The following is a 16,109-nucleotide window of genomic DNA, read 5'->3' on the forward strand; positions in this document are numbered from 1 at the left end:
CCGCCCCGGACTGTTCCGGAGCGGCCCTTTCTTGTGGCTCTTAGGGCCGGTCGGCCGAGAAGACGTTGCAGCGCGCCACCGGAGAGACCGGGTTGGTCTGGTAGATTCGGGTCAGGTCGCGCTGGTCGCGGATGTTGAACGCGGCCGTGTAAAGGATTTCGGTATCGCCGAAGAATTCGAACGGCGTCACCGGCGTATAGGTGTACGAAACCTCGACGAACATCACGGCCGTGCCGTTGCTGGCCGTGATTTCCTTGCCGGGCTCGCCCATGCCGGGGAATGTCGTCCCGGTCGCGCCATCGCCTTCGACACCGTAGCTCGACGTGTGGTTCTTTGCACCGCGACACCGCTGCCAGTGAATCCACTGTCCGCCTTCCGAGTTCTGTTCGAGGCTCGAAAGGATAATGCGACCGTTTTCGAAGATTTCATACCGCCCGCCGAGCTTTTCCGCACCGACGAAGGCCTGGTTGATGTCGTCCTCGTAAACCTTGCGGTTCACCAGCACGTCGTATTCGCCGACACGCGAGGCATTATCGGCCACCTGCATGGCGACCTGGCTGATCTGCATATGGGTAATGGCGAAATTGGCTGTTTCGGCACCCATCATGCCGAGCGCGATGACGATCGGTGCACTGAAGGCGAACTCGACCATCGCCACGCCCGATCCGCAATCGCGCATCCTGCGCGCCTTGCGGCGCAGCCTGGCACCGAAGGAAGCGGTCTGTTGCTGTACGTGCGCAATCATGAGCAATTCCCCGTGACAACTGTGCGGTCCTGTTGGTCGTATGGCTGGTTGCGCAGCACCGTCGACGCACGAAGTTCCACGTCCTGCGACATCCCGGCGAGGCCATACATCGGGAACAGTCGGTCATATTTCACGACGGCGGTGTAGAGCACCGCATCGCGCGCACCACCGACGCCGGTTTCACCGCGGTCGGCATCCCACTGGCCATTGCCGTTGGCATCGACGAACGGCTCGTTGTTGTTGCAGATGCCGTCGCCGTTATCGTCCGAATATTCCTCTTCCTCTCCGATATCCGCGAAATCGAAGTGCGAGAGTTTTTCCAGGGTGACGGTGGCGTTGTTGGGCGCGACCGTTTTGATCTGGGCGATCACCCGCGCATCGATATTGGCTTCCTGGCTGCCAGCGCTTTCGAGCGTAAGGTCTCTGCCCGCTTTCTGCATCGAGCCGTTGATCAGCGCCCGCGTGTATTGCGTGTGAGCCATGTCGAAGATGCCCATCACCATGAGGCAGAGGATTGGTGCGACGAAGGCGAACTCCGTCAGCGTCGCACCGCTCTCGTCGCCCCCGAGGCGCTTTGGCAGGATCCGGCCGATCATGCCGTGAGCCTCAGCGCAGCGATCTTCTCGGCAATCTCGGTGAAAGCCGCATCGAGCGAATCCGAGTCGCTTGCCTCGTAGGCACGGCCCGGGGTTGCGCAGTCGATCAGGTTCTGGCTCAGGCTGGTGCCGAAGGCGACCACCCATACCGAGATGTTCTTGTCGCGTGCCGCCTTACAGGCTGCCTGGAAGCGATCGGCGTGGCGGGGCCTGCTCGTCCCGTTATTGCCGTCATCGGTGATCCGGCGGTCCCACCATTCGATGCCGTAGGGCGTGTAGACCGTGTTGCTGGTCGACAGCAGACCGTCCGTCATGAAGATGATGTGACGGGTGATCGCATCGCCGTTCGGCGCAGACGAATTCTCCGAGGAGAAGATCCCATCCGGCGAAATGAAGCGGCCACCCCAGATCATGCCGATATCGTGATAGGTCGAACCACGGGCCCGGAAACCGTTGGCTTCCGAAAGCCAGCTTTCGAGGTCCGAGCGGCTGGCGAACGGGGCGAGCTTGCGCGCCGCCTTGGGGCAGTAATCGGTGGGGTTGCCGTTCCAGTTGCTGGTCGTGATCTGCTCGTCTCGGCTCCAGTTTCCGGAGCTGTCGTAGCGGTAGAAAACCAACGAGTTGATCGCCGGCTTCCAGTATTCGTCCGCGCCGTTCGGTACCAAATCGATGTCAAGGTCGTTGGCTGCCGCAGGGATCGGTGAGAAATCGGTTGTGGTGTTCGGTGACGTATTAGCCTCTTCAATACAACCAGCCCAAGTATGGGTTTCGCCTGAGCCATTACTTCCAGTCGGAGCAGTGAATGACCCGCTACTGTAAAGAGAAGTCAGATCGTATTCGATCGCGTCGTAGCGATAAGCTGGCGTTTCGGTCCGCTGAAGCTGCTCTGTCACCGTTGCAGTACCGTAGGCCGTGTAGGTGTAGGTATCGAAATCGATCCGACACCGATCTCGGCTATTATTATAATTATAGGTGCGTCCATCATAAAGGACGCGCCACTGCAAGCGGCCCGTATACTCTGTGACACGCGTTGTGCCGTCATCGCTGATGACCGTGCCGCTTGCGCCGTTAGGAGACTCGAAAACGTCCCATTCCTGGTAGTTGTAGTAATAGTTACTGCAATCTGAACTGGATACTGGCTGCCATTCCTTTCGAACTCGGCCAATATAGTCGTAGTTGTATCGCTCACCTGTGCGGTTCTCGTCGCTCGAACCGATAGTGATCCACTCTTCGTTTACGATGACAGTCGGCTCGCGCGATTGATAGGTGTGGGTGTCGGCCAGCCAGGCGCGATCGAGCGAATTTCCGACATTCACGGCATTCGAGTAAGGCACGATGCCATAGCGCACCTGCGCCGTATCGGACGTCGCGGCTTCGACCGTGTCATAGAAGGTCAGCGTTGCAGAACGCAGCGCGTCGATTTTCGAGCCCGGATCGGGCGTGTTGCCGCAGCTGCCGCCGCCCGGATTGTCGGGCGCGCAGTTCATCGAACCGGTCACGTCCAGCACAAACATGATGTCGGTGTTCGAGATGTTGATATCGGCTTCGCACTCGACGGTGAGATTGAACTCGTCGTAGCCGAATGCGTCCATGATGGTGGTCGGGAGGCGACCGGTCGCCGTACCCTGTACCTTGCCATCGGCGGTGCCGATGTAGGTCCGCGTGAGGTCCTCCATACCGAACTGGCCGTCGCGGTAGTTCTGATCGAAGAAATTGTTGGCGATGGTCTCGTGTTCGGAGGCGAACGTATCCTGATCCATGGCGCGGCGGGCGGCGAGGGCGCCGGCATCGCATGCAGCCTGGAGACGAGATTCGGCCATGTAATAACGGCTGGCGTCGACACCTCCGCCGACCATAGCCATGAGCGGCACGAGCGCCGCTGCCGAAATGACAATCGTGTTCGCTGTCGGGTCGGTCGCCAGCCTGCGCCAGAAAGTCTTCTGTGTCGCTGGTTGCTTGTCGTGTTCAGTGCCCATACGGCGGTGATCCTTGTGCTGATTCCTAGGCGGAATAGTCCGGGAAAGCAGATGCATTGGGCCGACTTAGCGAACTGAGGTAAGCGAAATTCGAAACAGCATGGTTAATGGAAGACTAACGCTCGATTTCGCTGGTCAATTCGCTCGATGAGCCTGGAATCAGACCTGAAACTTGACAATCGGGGCCAACCACAGGCTACGAGCCGCACGGTGACCCCCGATGATCTTGAGAGCCTGCCCCCAGAAGCGGAACTCGCCATCGCCTACAGCCCCGAAAAGGTTGCCGGGCGATTAAGGACGTTCCTCGCCTTGGATCGGCGTCTGGGCCGGATCGTTTCCGCGACAACCGAGCCGATGCTGGGGCAGATGCGGCTGGCATGGTGGCGCGACATGCTGGGAAAGCCCGTCGAAGAGCGACCGAGCGGGGATGCGGTGCTCGATGCCATTGGCGAACTATGGCAAGGGCAGGAAAACGCGCTGCAGAAGGTCGTGGACGCCTGGGAAATTCTGGTGATAGCCGATCACTTGGGGGAGAACGAGCTTCGGCAGTACGCTGCGGACAGAGGACATCCATTCGGAGTCTTCCTGGAGTCCGCCGATCGCAGAGATGAAGGTCGCACCGCCACTTCCGCCCAGCGTTGGGCACTGGCCGATACGGTTGCGCGTATATCGGAAGAAAGCGAACGGTCCGCGATCATCGCTGCGGCGCGCGATCTAAACGACTTTGGCGGGCGGCATCCGCGCGAACTCCGCGGACTTGCTGTGCTCGATGCTCTCGCGCGGCGCGCGCTGGAGCGCGGAGGTAAGCCGCTGATGGACGGGCGCGGCGCGGCGCTGGTTGCCCTCAGGGCGGGTATCATTGGCCGCTGATTGGGTGTAATCCCATAATATTGCAGACGGGGGACTTGATGTGCGCCAGACAATGCTTGGTGTGTTCGTCGGATTGTTCTTGGCAGGAGTGGGTGTGTTCTGGTGGCAGGGCCGCGCGCAGGTTGAAGCGAATGCTCCGCCTCCGCCCGAGGCGGAGGGCGCAGCTTTCGATCCCGAAGATCTGCCGGATGCCGATCCAGGCGAGATGGAAGGTCCCGAACCGCCTGAAGCCAGTGAATTGACGCGCGAGGAGAAGCGTTTCTTCCGCTACGATCGCAACCGTGATCGCAAAATCACCCGCAACGAAATGCTCTCGAGCCGGTCGGACGGTTTCCGCAAGCTCGATGTCGACGGGAACAACCTGCTGACCTTCGAAGAATGGGCGGTGACCACCGCAACGCGGTTCGACGAAATGGATGCAGACGGCAATGCCGAGCTGACACAGGCCGAATTCGCAACAAGCGCGCCGAAGCCAACGGCGAAGAAGCCCGGCTGTCGCTGCTGACGATCAGGCGGTTACGACTTCGCCAGCCTCGGCCAGCCAAGACTTGAGATCGGCCTTCGCCCTATCGGTGTAAGCTTCCTTGCGTTGCTTCTTCTTCACCTCGTGAAGCGGCGGGAACAGCCCGAAATTGACGTTCATCGGCTGGAATGTCGCAGCATCGGCATCGCCGGTGATGTGGCTCAGCAGTGCGCCCAGTGCGGTCGTGGCGGGCAGGGGCTTCCAATCGCGACCTGACAGTTCGGCAGCGGTCATCATTCCTGCGACCAATCCGATGGCTGAGCTTTCGACATATCCCTCGCATCCTGTCACCTGGCCGGCAAAGCGGATATGCGGCGCAGCTGTCAGGCGCAGCTGGCGGTCGAGCACCTGCGGCGAATTGAGAAAGGTGTTGCGATGCAAGCCGCCGAGCCGCGCGAACTCCGCGTCTTCCAGCCCCGGAATGGTCCGGAACAGCTCGATCTGAGCGCCGTATTTCAGCTTCGTCTGGAAGCCGACCATATTCCATAGCGTGCCGAGCTTGTTGTCCTGACGCAATTGAACCACGGCGTAGGGCCAGCGTCCCTGCGGATGCTCCTCGGTGGTGTCGTATGGGTTATCGAGCCCGACGCCCTTCATGGGACCGTAGCGAAGCGTTTCGACCCCGCGCTCGGCCATCACTTCGATCGGCATGCAGCCGTCGAAATAGGGGGTGTCTTTCTCCCACTCCTTGAACTCGGTCTTCTCGCCATCGAGCAGGCCTTGGTGAAAGGCGAGGTACTGCTCCTTGGTCATCGGACAGTTGATGTAATCGCCGTCCTCGTTCGAGGCTTCGGTGCGCTTGTTCCAGCGCGACTGGATCCAGCATTTCGACATGTCGATGCTGTCGCGGTGGACGATCGGCGCGATGGCATCGAAGAAGGCGAGCCGTTTTTCGCCTGTCGCACCTACAATGCTCTCGGCCAGCGACTGCGCAGTGAGCGGACCGGTCGCGACGATGGTGAGACCGCTGTCGGGCAAACGGTCGATCCGTTCGCGCACGATCGTAATGTTCGGATGGCCAGACAGCGTCTTTTCGACCTCTGCGCTGAAAACGTCGCGGTCGACCGCCATCGCGCTTCCCGCCGGAACCCGCGCGACCTCTCCTGCGCGCATCACGATGCTGTCGAGTTCGCGCATCTCGTGATGCAGCAGGCCGACCGCGTTTTTGGTGTCGTCGTCGGAACGGAAGCTGTTCGAGCACACCAGCTCGGCAAGACCATCGGTCTGGTGGGCGGGGGTCATCTCTCCCGAACCACGCATTTCCGACAGGCGCACCTTCACCCCGCGCCGCGCGAGCTGCCAGGCGGCTTCGGATCCGGCGAGACCGCCACCGATGATGTGAACGTCGTGGGTATTCGCGTTGTTGCTCATGGAGCGCGAAGTAGTTGCGTGGTAGCGCGAGAGCAAGGAAAGGATTCCCGATGCCCAAGCGCGCGCTGATCGACCAACGCCCATGGCTGCTTGCCAGCGTCGCTGCCGCGATAGCGTTCTATTTTCTGCGCGATAATCCCATTGGCGGATTATACCTGATCCTGCTGAAAGGGGCGGGGGTGGGGCTGCTTGCGGTTTACGCATTTTACCGCACCAAGGGCCTCGATGGAGCCTTAATCGTGCTGGTGCTGTCGCTTGCATCCGCTGCGGACATGGCACTCGAAATCGATTTCACGATTGGCGGAGGGCTGTTCCTCGCCTCACACCTCGTGGCGTTGGGGCTTTACCTCAGAAACCGGCGAGAAAGCACGAGCGCGAGCCAGAAGCTGCTTGCACTGGCCCTGGCGATATCGGCGCCCGCGATCTCCTGGCTGCTGAGCGGCGACCCGATGATTGCGCTCTACGCGGTAAGCCTTGGTGCCATGGCCGCAGCCGCTTGGATGAGCCGCTTCCCGCGCTACCGGGTCGGCATTGGAGCAGTGTTGTTCGTGGTGAGCGACTGGCTGATCTTCAGCGCAATGGGCCCGCTCGACCTCGCGCCGCTTCCCGAAATCCTTATCTGGCCGCTGTATTACGCGGGGATGCTCATGATCGCGACCGGCGTCGTGCAGACGCTACGAGGAGAACAACCGGCCAAGTGACCGGACCGGGCAGGAGCTTACCCTCCCGGCTCGCCGTCAATGTTCTTGTCCGAATGCGCGGTTGTATTCGGAGTGGTTTCATCGCCACCGCCGCGCCGCTCGACCATCTCCTCGACCACCGCTTCCTCGGCCTCGTTTTCAGGCTCTTCGGTCTCGTCGATCTTCACCGCGCTGACAATGTGCTCGCCCTTGCCGACCGTGAACAGCCGGACACCGGCGGTATTGCGACCGAGCACCCGCAGCGTTTCGAGACCGATCCGGATCAGCTTCGCCTGATCGGTGACGAGCATCAGCTGCTCTCCCGATTGAACGGGGAAGCTGGCAACGACGGGTCCGTTGCGCTCGATATTGTCGATGTTGATCAGGCCCTGGCCGCCGCGACCGATGCGGCGGTACTCATAGGCGCTCGAAACCTTGCCGTAGCCATTGGCGCAGACCGTCAGGATGAACTGCTCGCGATCCCGAAGGGTTTCGTAGCGTTCTTCGGAAAGGTCCGGTTCGCCTTCTTTTTCACCCTTGTAGGGCGCAAACTTCAGATATTCAGTGCGCTCCTCGGCGGTGGTTCCTGTCGCACCAAGCGTGGAGAGCGAAACGACCTCGTCGCCATCGGCAAGCTTCATCCCGCGCACACCGGTGGAGGTACGCGAAGTAAACTCGCGCACATCCTCGGCGGCGAAACGGATCGCCTTGCCCTGTCGGGAAGCTAGGAGCACATCGTCGGAGGGAGCGACGAGCTCCACTCCGATCAGGTGATCGTCGCTGTCCTCGTCGAACTTCATTGCATACTTGCCGTTCGAAGGGATGTTGGTGAACGCGTCCATGCTATTGCGGCGCACGTTGCCCTTGGCAGTGGCGAACACCACCGAAAGCGCACCCCATTCTTCCTCGTCTTCGGGGAGGGGCAGGACGGTCTTGATCGTCTCGCCATCTTCAAGTGCGGGAAGCAGGTTGATGATCGGACGGCCTCGCGTCGCAGGACCGCCCTCGGGCAGCTTCCAGACCTTGAGGCGATAGACTTTGCCCGCCGTGGAGAAAAACAGAACCGGGTTGTGCGTCGAAGTGACGAACATCTCCTGAATGGCGTCTTCGTCCTTGGTCGACATGCCGGCACGGCCCTTGCCGCCGCGGTGTTGCGCGCGGAAGGTCGAGAGCGGGGTGCGCTTGATGTAGCCATCGAGAGTGACCGTCACGACCATGTCGTCGCGCTCGATCAGGTCTTCGTCCTCGAGCCCGTCCCATGCAGGCGCGATTTCGGAGACGCGCGGGGTGGCGTAAGTGGATTTGATTTCCTCAAGTTCCTCGCGCATCACGCGATAGAGCTTTACCCGGTCGGCGAGGATCGAGAGCAGTTCCTCGATCTGGATCGCAAGTTCCTTGAGCTCATCGCCGATTTCGTCACGACCCAACGCGGTCAGGCGGTGGAGCCGCAATTCGAGGATGGCCTTCACCTGCCGCTCGGAAAGCTTGTAGGTCCCGCCTTCCTCCTCGGCATTCGGCTCGATCGCTTCGACGAGGCGGATGTACTGCGCGATCTCCCCGATCGGCCACTCCTTCGCCAGTAGCCTGGAGCGCGCTTCGGCGGGGTTGGACGCGCCGCGGATCATTGCCACCACTTCGTCGAGATTGGAGACCGCGACGACCAGTCCAAGCAACAGGTGCGCCCGTTCGCGCGCCTTGTTCAGTTCGAACTTGGTGCGACGGGTGATAACCTCTTCGCGGAACGTGATGAAGCTCTGGATGATGTCGCGCAGCGTCAGCGTTTCGGGGCGACCTCCGCGGATCGCGAGCATATTTGCCGGGAAGCTCGATTGTGCGGGCGTGTAACGCCACATCTGGTTGAGAACGACCTCAGGCGAAGCGTCGCGCTTGAGGTCGATCACCACCCGCACCCCTTCGCGCGAGCTTTCGTCGCGGATGTCGGAAATACCTTCGATCCGCTTCTCCTTGGCGGCATCGGCGATCTTCTCGACCAGACCGGATTTGCCGACCTGATACGGAATGGAAGTCAGCACGATCGACTGCCGATCGCCGCGCTTCTCCTCGATCTCGTGGCGCGCACGCATCAGGACCGACCCGCGTCCGGTGGTGTAGGCCGCCTTCGCGCCGGACTGCCCCAGTATCAGTGGAGCGGTCGGGAAATCGGGACCGGGAATATACTCAATCAGTTCCTCGGTCGTGATCGCCGGGTTCTCGATATAGGCTAAGCAGCCGTCTATCACTTCGCCCAGATTGTGCGGCGGCACATTGGTCGCCATGCCGACGGCGATCCCGCCCGCACCGTTGACCAGCAGGTTTGGAAAGCGGGCGGGGAGGACCGATGGCTCTTGCGTCGAACCATCGTAGTTGTCGACGAAATTGACGGTGTCCTTGTCGAGATCGTCGAGCAGTGTGTTGGCAACGCGGGCAAGCCGCGCCTCGGTGTAACGCATCGAGGCTGGCGGATCGGGGTCCATCGACCCGAAGTTGCCTTGGCCATCGACCAGTGGCACGCGCATCGACCAGTCCTGCGTCATGCGTGCGAGCGCATCGTAAATCGCAGCGTCGCCATGCGGGTGATAATTACCCATCACGTCGCCCACGATCTTGGCGCTCTTGCGATACGGACGTCCTGCGACGAAGCCGCCTTCCTGGCTGGCATAGAGAATGCGGCGGTGAACCGGTTTCAAGCCGTCGCGCACATCCGGCAGAGCGCGACTAACGATCACGCTCATTGCGTAATCGAGATAACTCGTCTTCATCTCATCGACGATGTCGATGCGATCGTATTCACCCATCGGGGAAGGGGCGGGGGTGTCGAGAGTGTCGTTGTCGTCGCTCAAGATGCGGGCCGTTTCTTTTCGTTATCGGTTATCCATTGCAATGTAGGCGCCCGCGCCCTGAATCGCCATGCGAGATGCGGAACAGCTGTGGAACAAATGGTTCTTTTTCCACATTTCCCGGCCATCCGTACGCGGCTCTAAAGACAGCGTGTTGAATTCGTATTCAATGACACCATTCAAAGGCCGTTCAGCCCGGTTCGCGTACGCAGAATTGCAAATCTGCGAACATCCGTTCAAAGGCTTTTGCAGAGATTGAACCGACCGCGCGCCTGGAAGGTAAAGCGCGGCGCAACACACCCCAGGAGGTACCCCGAATGAAGCTTTTCAATATCCGCAAGCGCGGGTCGAGCATGGCTCTGGCAATCGCCCTCGCGACCGGAACAGCCGTGGTCGCGACCGCCGTCTATCCGGCGGAGGCTCATGCCCAACGCAAAAAGAAGAAAGACCAGGAAGAAGGCGGCGGCTACTCCAAGGAATTCGTCGCTGCCTATCAGCCGCTCAATGAAGGGCTCCAGGCTGAAGGGGCTAATGTCGCCTCCTTCAAGCCGCAGCTCGAAGCGTTGCTACCGCTGGCAAATTCTGCAGATGAAAAATACGCTGCCGGCGGCCTCATCTTCAACTCGGCTATCAAGCTCAACGATCAGACGCTGCAGCTCAAGGGCATGGAAATGATGCTCGCCAGCGGCAAGGTTCCGCTCGATCAGGTCGGGCGGTACAACTTCATCGCCTACCAGCTCGCGAACGCGCAGCAGGATTACGCCAAAGCGCGAAACTATCTCGACAAAGCAATCAACCTCAACTTCAGCACCGATACCGTCGATGCGGCCGATCTCCAGATCGCCATGGCCGAGAGCTATTTCTCTGAAGAGCAATTTGTTCAGGGCCTCGATTATCTCGAGCGGGCGATCAAGTCCCAGAAGGGCAAGGGACAGGACGTCGACGAACAGTGGTATCGTCGCGGGCTCACCGTTGCCTACAACAACCAGATCGTGCCGCAGGTTTACGATTACGCCGCCATGTGGATCGCAGATTTTCCGTCGCCGACCAACTGGCGCGATGCCGTGAACCTCACGCGCAACCTCAATGAATTCGAGCAGGCACAAACGCTCGACTTGCTGCGTCTTTCACGTCGCGCGGGCGCTTTGCAGGACAAGCAGGATTACATCCTCTACGTAGAAGCTGCAGACGCGCGGCGCCTGCCGAAGGAAGTGAAGGACGTTATCGAAGAGGCCTATGCTTCCGATACGGTGAGCCGTGACGACATCTTCATCGCCGACGCGCTGAGCACTGCCACGGGGCGCATCGAAAGCGACCGCGCAGATCTTCCTGCCCTCGAAACGGATGCCGATGCCGATGGCGCTCCGCTTCGCACGGTGGTCGCCGCTGCGAGCGCATTCTACAGCTATGGTGATTACGCAAAAGCCGTGAAGTTCTACGAAAAGGCTCTCGGCATGCCCGGTGTGGACACCAGCGAGGCCCTGACCCGTCTGGGCATGGCACAGATTGGCACCGGCGATTATGCGGCAGCGCAGGAAACGCTCGCGAAGGTTGAAGGCCCGCGTGCCGCGATCGCGCGGCTCTGGAGCGCCTACGCAGCCGAAAAAGCCGGTCCCGGTGAAGCTGCCCCGACATTGGGCGAACTGATGGGCGCAAGTAGCTAAACCGGCTCAAACTGGATCAGAAAAAGGGCGTCGGGTTCTGTCCCGGCGCCCTTCTTGTTTGCGCTTCGGATGCCTCGCACGGCTAGTGCAGCCGTTTGACGTAAACCTGGTTATCATCACGCCGTTCAAGCTTGAAATTGTCAAGCGATCCAAACAGTTCGGACAGACTCTTGAAGCCGTAATTGCGAACGTCGAAACTGGATCGGTTGCCGGCAATCTGCCCGACCTGTTGAAGCTTCGCAAATCCTGCGTCGTCGCGTTTGGCTTCGCGATAGGCGGCCTGAATAAGTTCGTTGAGATCTGCCATCTCTTCCTTCGAACTTGTGCTTTTCGCTGTGCCCGAATCGTCCGACGTGGTCGCAATCAGTTCGTCGATATAGAGGAAACGGGTGCATACCGCCTGAAACGCGGGTGGAGTCTTCTTCTCACCGAACCCGTAAACAAGGATGCCGTCCTGTCTGAGGCGGGTGACTAGCGGAGTAAAATCGCTGTCCGATGTCATGATGCCGAACCCGTCGACCTTGCCCTGATAAAGCAGGTCGATCGCATCGATCGTCATCGCCATGTCGGTCGCGTTCTTGCCTTTCGACACATCGAACTGCTGCTGCGGGCGAATGCCGAACTTGTTGGTGATCTTGTCCCAACGGGCGAGGTTGTCCTTGGCGAAGTTGCCATAGGCGCGGCGGATATTGACCTGCCCAAGCTCGGCCATGACGGTCAGCACAGGATCGATGGCCTGCGCCGAGGTGTTGTCTGCATCGATGAGCAGGGCGATGTTTTTGAGTTCGCGTTCGGACATGGGCTGCTACTTGGGGAATGGCTGCGCAACCGGCAAGAGCTTAATCCTCGGGAAGGAACTCGCCCGTCTCTTCGTCGAGCGAATAGAGTACGCCTTCCTTGATCGAAAAATGTGCGCCGCGCAGCTTCAGCGCGCAATCCTGTTCCTTTTCCGCCACCCACGGAAACGTGCGCAGGTTGGCAAGGCTCTGACGGATCGCTGCGAATTCCATCGCCAGTTCGGCCTTCCTCCCCGTGAGACCGTGCTTGCGGGCGACGGGTTCGCGCGCTTCGTCGAGCAGCTTGATCCATCCTGCAACAAAGCCGCCCTTGCCGGGATCGGAATCGACGAAATCGCGCCTCAAAGCCGCCTGACATCCGCCGCAGCGCCCGTGACCCATCACAAGAATCTGCCGGACCTCAAGCATCTGCACTGCGAATTCTACCGCCGCGGACACGCCGTGTTGGCCAGGTGTAGTCTCGAACGGAGGCACCAGCGCAGCGACGTTGCGCACGACGAAGATCTCTCCGGGATCGACGTCGAATATCACCGCAGGATCGACCCGGCTGTCGGAGCAGCCGATTATCATCAATTTGGGATGTTGCCCCTGGGAAACCGTTTCCTCGAAACGTGCGCGCTGGCGCGGATAGGTATCCTGGCGGAAACGGCGGTATCCTTTCAGAAGTTCGGCGAATTCCGGCATGCTCTCCTCTCCAGAAGGCGGGGAGCAGCGCCGCGATCAGAAGCGTTCCCCCCGGATGACCTGAACGTCCCACATGCTCAGGATGAACCCGTATTTTGTAAGCATGGGAGCAAGGTCTTCTGCAAGCGCCATCGCATTGTCTTCCGCAGCAATAGTCAGCACAAGGACCTTGTCGGTTCCCATCACGCGCTCCTCGCGCCAGCGACCCTCGCGACCTTTGCCGCTGGTGACGGGCACGACGGTCCAGCCCGTTATTCCTGCCCGGTCGATCGCGTCGGTCACGCGTTTCTGCAACTGCGTGTCGGCGAGGATTTCGATCCTTTTGCGAATGACTGTCTCAATCATGGTCCCACTCCCGTGCCGGCAAGATAGGCCGCAAAGGCGCTGATGATGCCGATATTGATCAATACGTTGAAGGGGAAGGTGATGCTGAGCGACATAGTAAGATAGATACCGGGGTCGGCTTCGGGCAGGGCGAGGCGCATCGCGGCCGGCACCGCGATGTAGCTCGCGCTGGCGCACAGAACTCCGAGCGCCGCGGCTGACCCCGCGTCCAGACCGATCCCGATGCCCAGAGAGGTTCCCACAATCCCGTTCACCAGAGGCAGGAACAACGCGATCAATGTCAATCGCCATGTAATGGCGCGTGAATCCATCATCCTGCGCGCGGCGATCAGTCCCATATCGAGGAGGAAGATACACAGCACGCCCTTGAAGCCCGCTTCGAAGAATGGCTGGACGTCGCCGAAGCCCTGCTCGCCGCCGACCATCCCGATGGCGAAAGCGCCGAGCAGCAGCACGATCGAGGAATTGGTGAACACCTCGTGGAGCATTTCACCCGTGCTCTGGCTGTCATCCGAACTGCCAAGGCCGCGCGCAAGCAGCAATCCGGAAAGGATCGCAGGCGCTTCCATCGCCGCCATCACGGCGACCATATAGCCGCCCGGTTCGCGCGCCTGCCCCGTTAGTATCTCGACCGCCGTCACGAAGGTGACAACGCTGATCGAGCCGTAGTGCGCGGCAACCGCTCCCGAGTTGATCCGGTCTAGCTTGCCAAAGGTCTTGAGCACCGCATAGGCGAAGAAAGGGAGCAGAAATCCGGCGGCAATGCCTGCGCCGAGAGCCGATACCACCGTTGCATCGATCCCCGACTTCGAAACCGCGACGCCGCCCTTGATGCCGATCGCCGCCATCAAGTACAGCGACATCGCCTTGGCGATGGCTTCCGGGATTGCGAGGTCCGAACGGGCGAATGCCGCCAACAGCCCTAGAACGAAGAAGAGGACGACCGGCGAGGTGAAGGTCTGAACCGCAGTTTCGAACATGAGGGCCCCTTACCGATCCGGCTGTTGCATGAAAAGCAAAAGGCCGTGCGGGGAATTGGTTCCTCCACAGCTATGGATAGCTATGCCTGCGCTTGCGGCGGACGCTGCGGAAGCCTAGATGGACGGCCATGAACGATCTCGCGAACTCTCCCAAGCCCGAACCGGAAAGCACACGCCCGCCGCGCCAGCGCAAACCCGACTGGATCCGCGTCCGTGCGCCGGTCAGCGAAGGCTATCATGAGACCCGCCGCCTCATGCGCGAGCTCAATCTCAATACGGTGTGCGAAGAAGCGGCTTGCCCCAATATCGGCGAGTGCTGGACGCAGAAGCACGCGACCGTGATGATCCTCGGCGATGTCTGCACGCGTGCCTGTGCGTTTTGCAACGTCAAGACCGGCATGCCACGCGCCGTCGATCCGATGGAGCCCGAGAACACCGCGATCGCGGCCGCGAAAATGGGCCTGAAGCACATCGTCATCACGAGCGTCGACCGTGACGACCTGCCCGATGGCGGGGCAGGGCAATTCGTGAAGGTGATCGAAGCGCTGCGTCGGAACACGCCGGATACGACGATCGAGATCCTCACCCCCGATTTCCGCGGAAAAATGCGCGCGGCGGTCGAGGCAATCTGCGAGGCTGGTCCGGATGTTTACAACCACAACCTCGAAACGGTGCCGCGCCTGTATCCGACGATCCGTCCCGGTGCGCGCTACTATGCCTCGCTGCGCCTTCTCGAAGAGGTAAAGGCGCACAATCCGCTGATCTTCACCAAGTCGGGCATCATGCTCGGGCTCGGAGAACAGCGGCTCGAAGTCCACCAAGTCATGGACGACATGCGCAGTGCTGACGTCGATTTCATCACCATGGGCCAGTATCTCCAACCGACCCCGAAGCACGCCAAGGTGGAAGAATTCGTCACGCCCAAAGCGTTTAGCGCTTACGGATCGATTGCTCGCGCCAAAGGCTTCCTGCAGGTTGCCTCCAGCCCGCTCACGCGCTCGAGCTATCACGCGGGTGACGACTTTGCTGAGATGAAGAAGGCGCGCGAGGCAAAACTCGCCAAGGAGCAAGCGCGCAAGGCGGATCGCCTGACCGTCTGATGCCGGGAATTCGCGAGACACGCCGGCTTCCCTACAGCGCCGAACAGATGTTCGATCTGGTCGCCGATGTCGCTCGCTATGGCGAATTCCTCCCGTGGGTCATCGCCACCCGTGTGCGGTCGGACAAAGAGACCGAAATGGTCGCAGACATGGTCGTAGGTTTCAAGGGCTTGCGAGAACGCTTCACGTCGAGGGTCAGGAAAGACCGGCCTCGCGAGATCGAAGTGCATTATATCGACGGACCGCTATCGGATCTCGACAACATCTGGACGTTCCGCGCGATCGACGATCACTCGTGCGAGATCGATTTCCTTGTCGATTTCGAATTCAAAAACCGCATGTTCCAGGCGCTGGCCGGTCAATATTTCGATCGCGCGTTCCGCAAAATGGTCACCGCGTTCGAGAAGCGCGCGCACGATCTTTACGGCAACAACAGCTCGAGCGCGCAAAGCGTCGCCTGACGCCGGATCGAGGCGCGCCCGCCGGGTCCATCGCCTCCATCGAAATGCTTCAATTCGCCTTCCGGCTCGCCATCCTGGTTGCGAAAGGCGCGGGCGAAAACGACGGTGCCGACCGGCTTCAGCTGGGTTCCTCCGTCGGGCCCGGCCACACCGCTGATCGCGACAGCTACATCGGCCCCGGAATTCCGGAGCGCACCCACTGCCATTGCCCAGACACAGGCGATCGAGACCGCACCAAAAGTCTCGATGATATCCTGTGAGACCCCCAGCGTCTCCATTTTGGCCTCGTTCGAATATGTCACGAAACCGCGATCGAGCACCGCGGAGGAGCCCGGAATCTCGGTGATCGCCGCCGCCACGAGTCCACCGGTGCAACTCTCGGCCAGCACGACCTTCCGGCCGGCTTCCTTGTTCTCTGCGACCACGCGCTCGGCGAGGGCATCGATCTCTTCTGGAAGCAGGTTGGTTTTCATCGTTCGA

16 protein-coding genes are annotated in these 16,109 nt (G+C 60.5%); 6 read left to right on the forward strand and 10 right to left on the reverse strand.

All coding sequences use genetic code 11. The features are described 5' to 3' along the window. Positions 1 to 40 precede the first annotated feature (40 nt). From ACI5KX_RS08705 to ACI5KX_RS08715, 3 genes are read right to left on the reverse strand one after another with little or no spacing between them, the layout of a single operon-like run. A complete protein-coding gene (locus ACI5KX_RS08705; protein WP_406810276.1) occupies positions 41 to 745 on the reverse strand; it encodes a TadE/TadG family type IV pilus assembly protein in 705 nt (234 codons plus the stop codon). Beyond that, complete coding sequence (locus ACI5KX_RS08710) at positions 742 to 1,341, reverse strand: TadE/TadG family type IV pilus assembly protein (protein WP_406810277.1); 600 nt, start codon at positions 1,339 to 1,341, stop codon at positions 742 to 744. The genes ACI5KX_RS08705 and ACI5KX_RS08710 overlap by 4 nt, the downstream gene beginning before the upstream one ends. Further along, entirely contained in the window at positions 1,338 to 3,317 is a 1,980-nt protein-coding gene (locus ACI5KX_RS08715) for a pilus assembly protein TadG-related protein (protein ID WP_406810278.1), read from the reverse strand. Before ACI5KX_RS08715 ends, ACI5KX_RS08710 begins: the two co-directional genes overlap by 4 nt. Positions 3,318 to 3,527: 210 nt before the next feature. On the opposite strand from ACI5KX_RS08715, the gene ACI5KX_RS08720 reads away from it, so the two are divergent. Further along, positions 3,528 to 4,187, forward strand: coding sequence for a hypothetical protein (locus ACI5KX_RS08720; RefSeq protein ID WP_406810279.1), 660 nt, complete (start codon positions 3,528 to 3,530; stop codon positions 4,185 to 4,187). Positions 4,188 to 4,227: 40 nt separating this feature from the next. Continuing rightward, a complete protein-coding gene (locus ACI5KX_RS08725; RefSeq protein WP_406810280.1) occupies positions 4,228 to 4,692 on the forward strand; it encodes a hypothetical protein in 465 nt (154 codons plus the stop codon). A 3-nt stretch (positions 4,693 to 4,695) separates the two neighbouring features. Here ACI5KX_RS08725 and trmFO read toward each other — a convergent pair whose 3' ends face one another. Beyond that, positions 4,696 to 6,081, reverse strand: a complete 1,386-nt coding sequence (trmFO, locus tag ACI5KX_RS08730; protein ID WP_406810281.1) for a methylenetetrahydrofolate--tRNA-(uracil(54)-C(5))-methyltransferase (FADH(2)-oxidizing) TrmFO — start codon at positions 6,079 to 6,081, stop codon at positions 4,696 to 4,698. 50 nt (positions 6,082 to 6,131) lie between these two features. On the opposite strand from trmFO, the gene ACI5KX_RS08735 reads away from it, so the two are divergent. Then, positions 6,132 to 6,782 carry a lysoplasmalogenase family protein gene (locus tag ACI5KX_RS08735; protein WP_406810282.1) on the forward strand — a complete coding sequence of 217 codons (651 nt, stop codon included), beginning with the start codon at positions 6,132 to 6,134 and terminating at the stop codon, positions 6,780 to 6,782. A gap of 17 nt (positions 6,783 to 6,799) precedes the next feature. On the opposite strand, the gene gyrA is transcribed toward ACI5KX_RS08735, so the two are convergent. Beyond that, on the reverse strand, positions 6,800 to 9,601 hold the full coding sequence (gyrA, locus tag ACI5KX_RS08740; protein ID WP_406810283.1) for a DNA gyrase subunit A: 2,802 nt from the start codon (positions 9,599 to 9,601) through the stop codon (positions 6,800 to 6,802). A gap of 314 nt (positions 9,602 to 9,915) precedes the next feature. On the opposite strand from gyrA, the gene ACI5KX_RS08745 reads away from it, so the two are divergent. Next, positions 9,916 to 11,262: a hypothetical protein gene (locus tag ACI5KX_RS08745; protein ID WP_406810284.1), complete on the forward strand. Its 1,347-nt coding sequence runs from the start codon at positions 9,916 to 9,918 to the stop codon at positions 11,260 to 11,262. An 82-nt stretch (positions 11,263 to 11,344) separates the two neighbouring features. Here the strand turns inward: ACI5KX_RS08745 and ACI5KX_RS08750 are convergent, their stop codons facing one another. From ACI5KX_RS08750 to ACI5KX_RS08765, 4 genes are read right to left on the reverse strand one after another with little or no spacing between them, the layout of a single operon-like run. Further along, positions 11,345 to 12,061 carry an NYN domain-containing protein gene (locus ACI5KX_RS08750; protein ID WP_406810285.1) on the reverse strand — a complete coding sequence of 239 codons (717 nt, stop codon included), beginning with the start codon at positions 12,059 to 12,061 and terminating at the stop codon, positions 11,345 to 11,347. 40 nt (positions 12,062 to 12,101) lie between these two features. Next, positions 12,102 to 12,743, reverse strand: a complete 642-nt coding sequence (locus ACI5KX_RS08755) for a carbonic anhydrase (protein ID WP_406810286.1) — start codon at positions 12,741 to 12,743, stop codon at positions 12,102 to 12,104. A 36-nt stretch (positions 12,744 to 12,779) separates the two neighbouring features. Continuing rightward, positions 12,780 to 13,088, reverse strand: coding sequence for a P-II family nitrogen regulator (locus ACI5KX_RS08760; RefSeq protein ID WP_406810287.1), 309 nt, complete (start codon positions 13,086 to 13,088; stop codon positions 12,780 to 12,782). Continuing rightward, complete coding sequence (locus tag ACI5KX_RS08765) at positions 13,085 to 14,068, reverse strand: sodium-dependent bicarbonate transport family permease (RefSeq protein ID WP_406810288.1); 984 nt, start codon at positions 14,066 to 14,068, stop codon at positions 13,085 to 13,087. The genes ACI5KX_RS08760 and ACI5KX_RS08765 overlap by 4 nt, the downstream gene beginning before the upstream one ends. 128 nt (positions 14,069 to 14,196) lie before the next feature. Between ACI5KX_RS08765 and lipA the strand changes: the two genes are divergently transcribed. Both lipA and ACI5KX_RS08775 read left to right on the forward strand, forming a co-directional pair. Further along, positions 14,197 to 15,168 (forward strand): lipoyl synthase, encoded by a 972-nt coding sequence (gene lipA, locus ACI5KX_RS08770; RefSeq protein ID WP_406810289.1) that lies wholly within the window; start codon positions 14,197 to 14,199, stop codon positions 15,166 to 15,168. Further along, positions 15,168 to 15,629 carry a type II toxin-antitoxin system RatA family toxin gene (locus tag ACI5KX_RS08775; protein WP_406810290.1) on the forward strand — a complete coding sequence of 154 codons (462 nt, stop codon included), beginning with the start codon at positions 15,168 to 15,170 and terminating at the stop codon, positions 15,627 to 15,629. The genes lipA and ACI5KX_RS08775 overlap by 1 nt, the downstream gene beginning before the upstream one ends. Here the strand turns inward: ACI5KX_RS08775 and ACI5KX_RS08780 are convergent. Further along, entirely contained in the window at positions 15,590 to 16,102 is a 513-nt protein-coding gene (locus ACI5KX_RS08780) for a CinA family protein (RefSeq protein WP_406810291.1), read from the reverse strand. The genes ACI5KX_RS08775 and ACI5KX_RS08780 overlap by 40 nt on opposite strands. Between the last annotated feature and the right edge of the window lie 7 nt (positions 16,103 to 16,109).

The organism is Erythrobacter sp. GH1-10, assembly GCF_045363165.1.
Lineage (GTDB): Bacteria > Pseudomonadota > Alphaproteobacteria > Sphingomonadales > Sphingomonadaceae > Erythrobacter.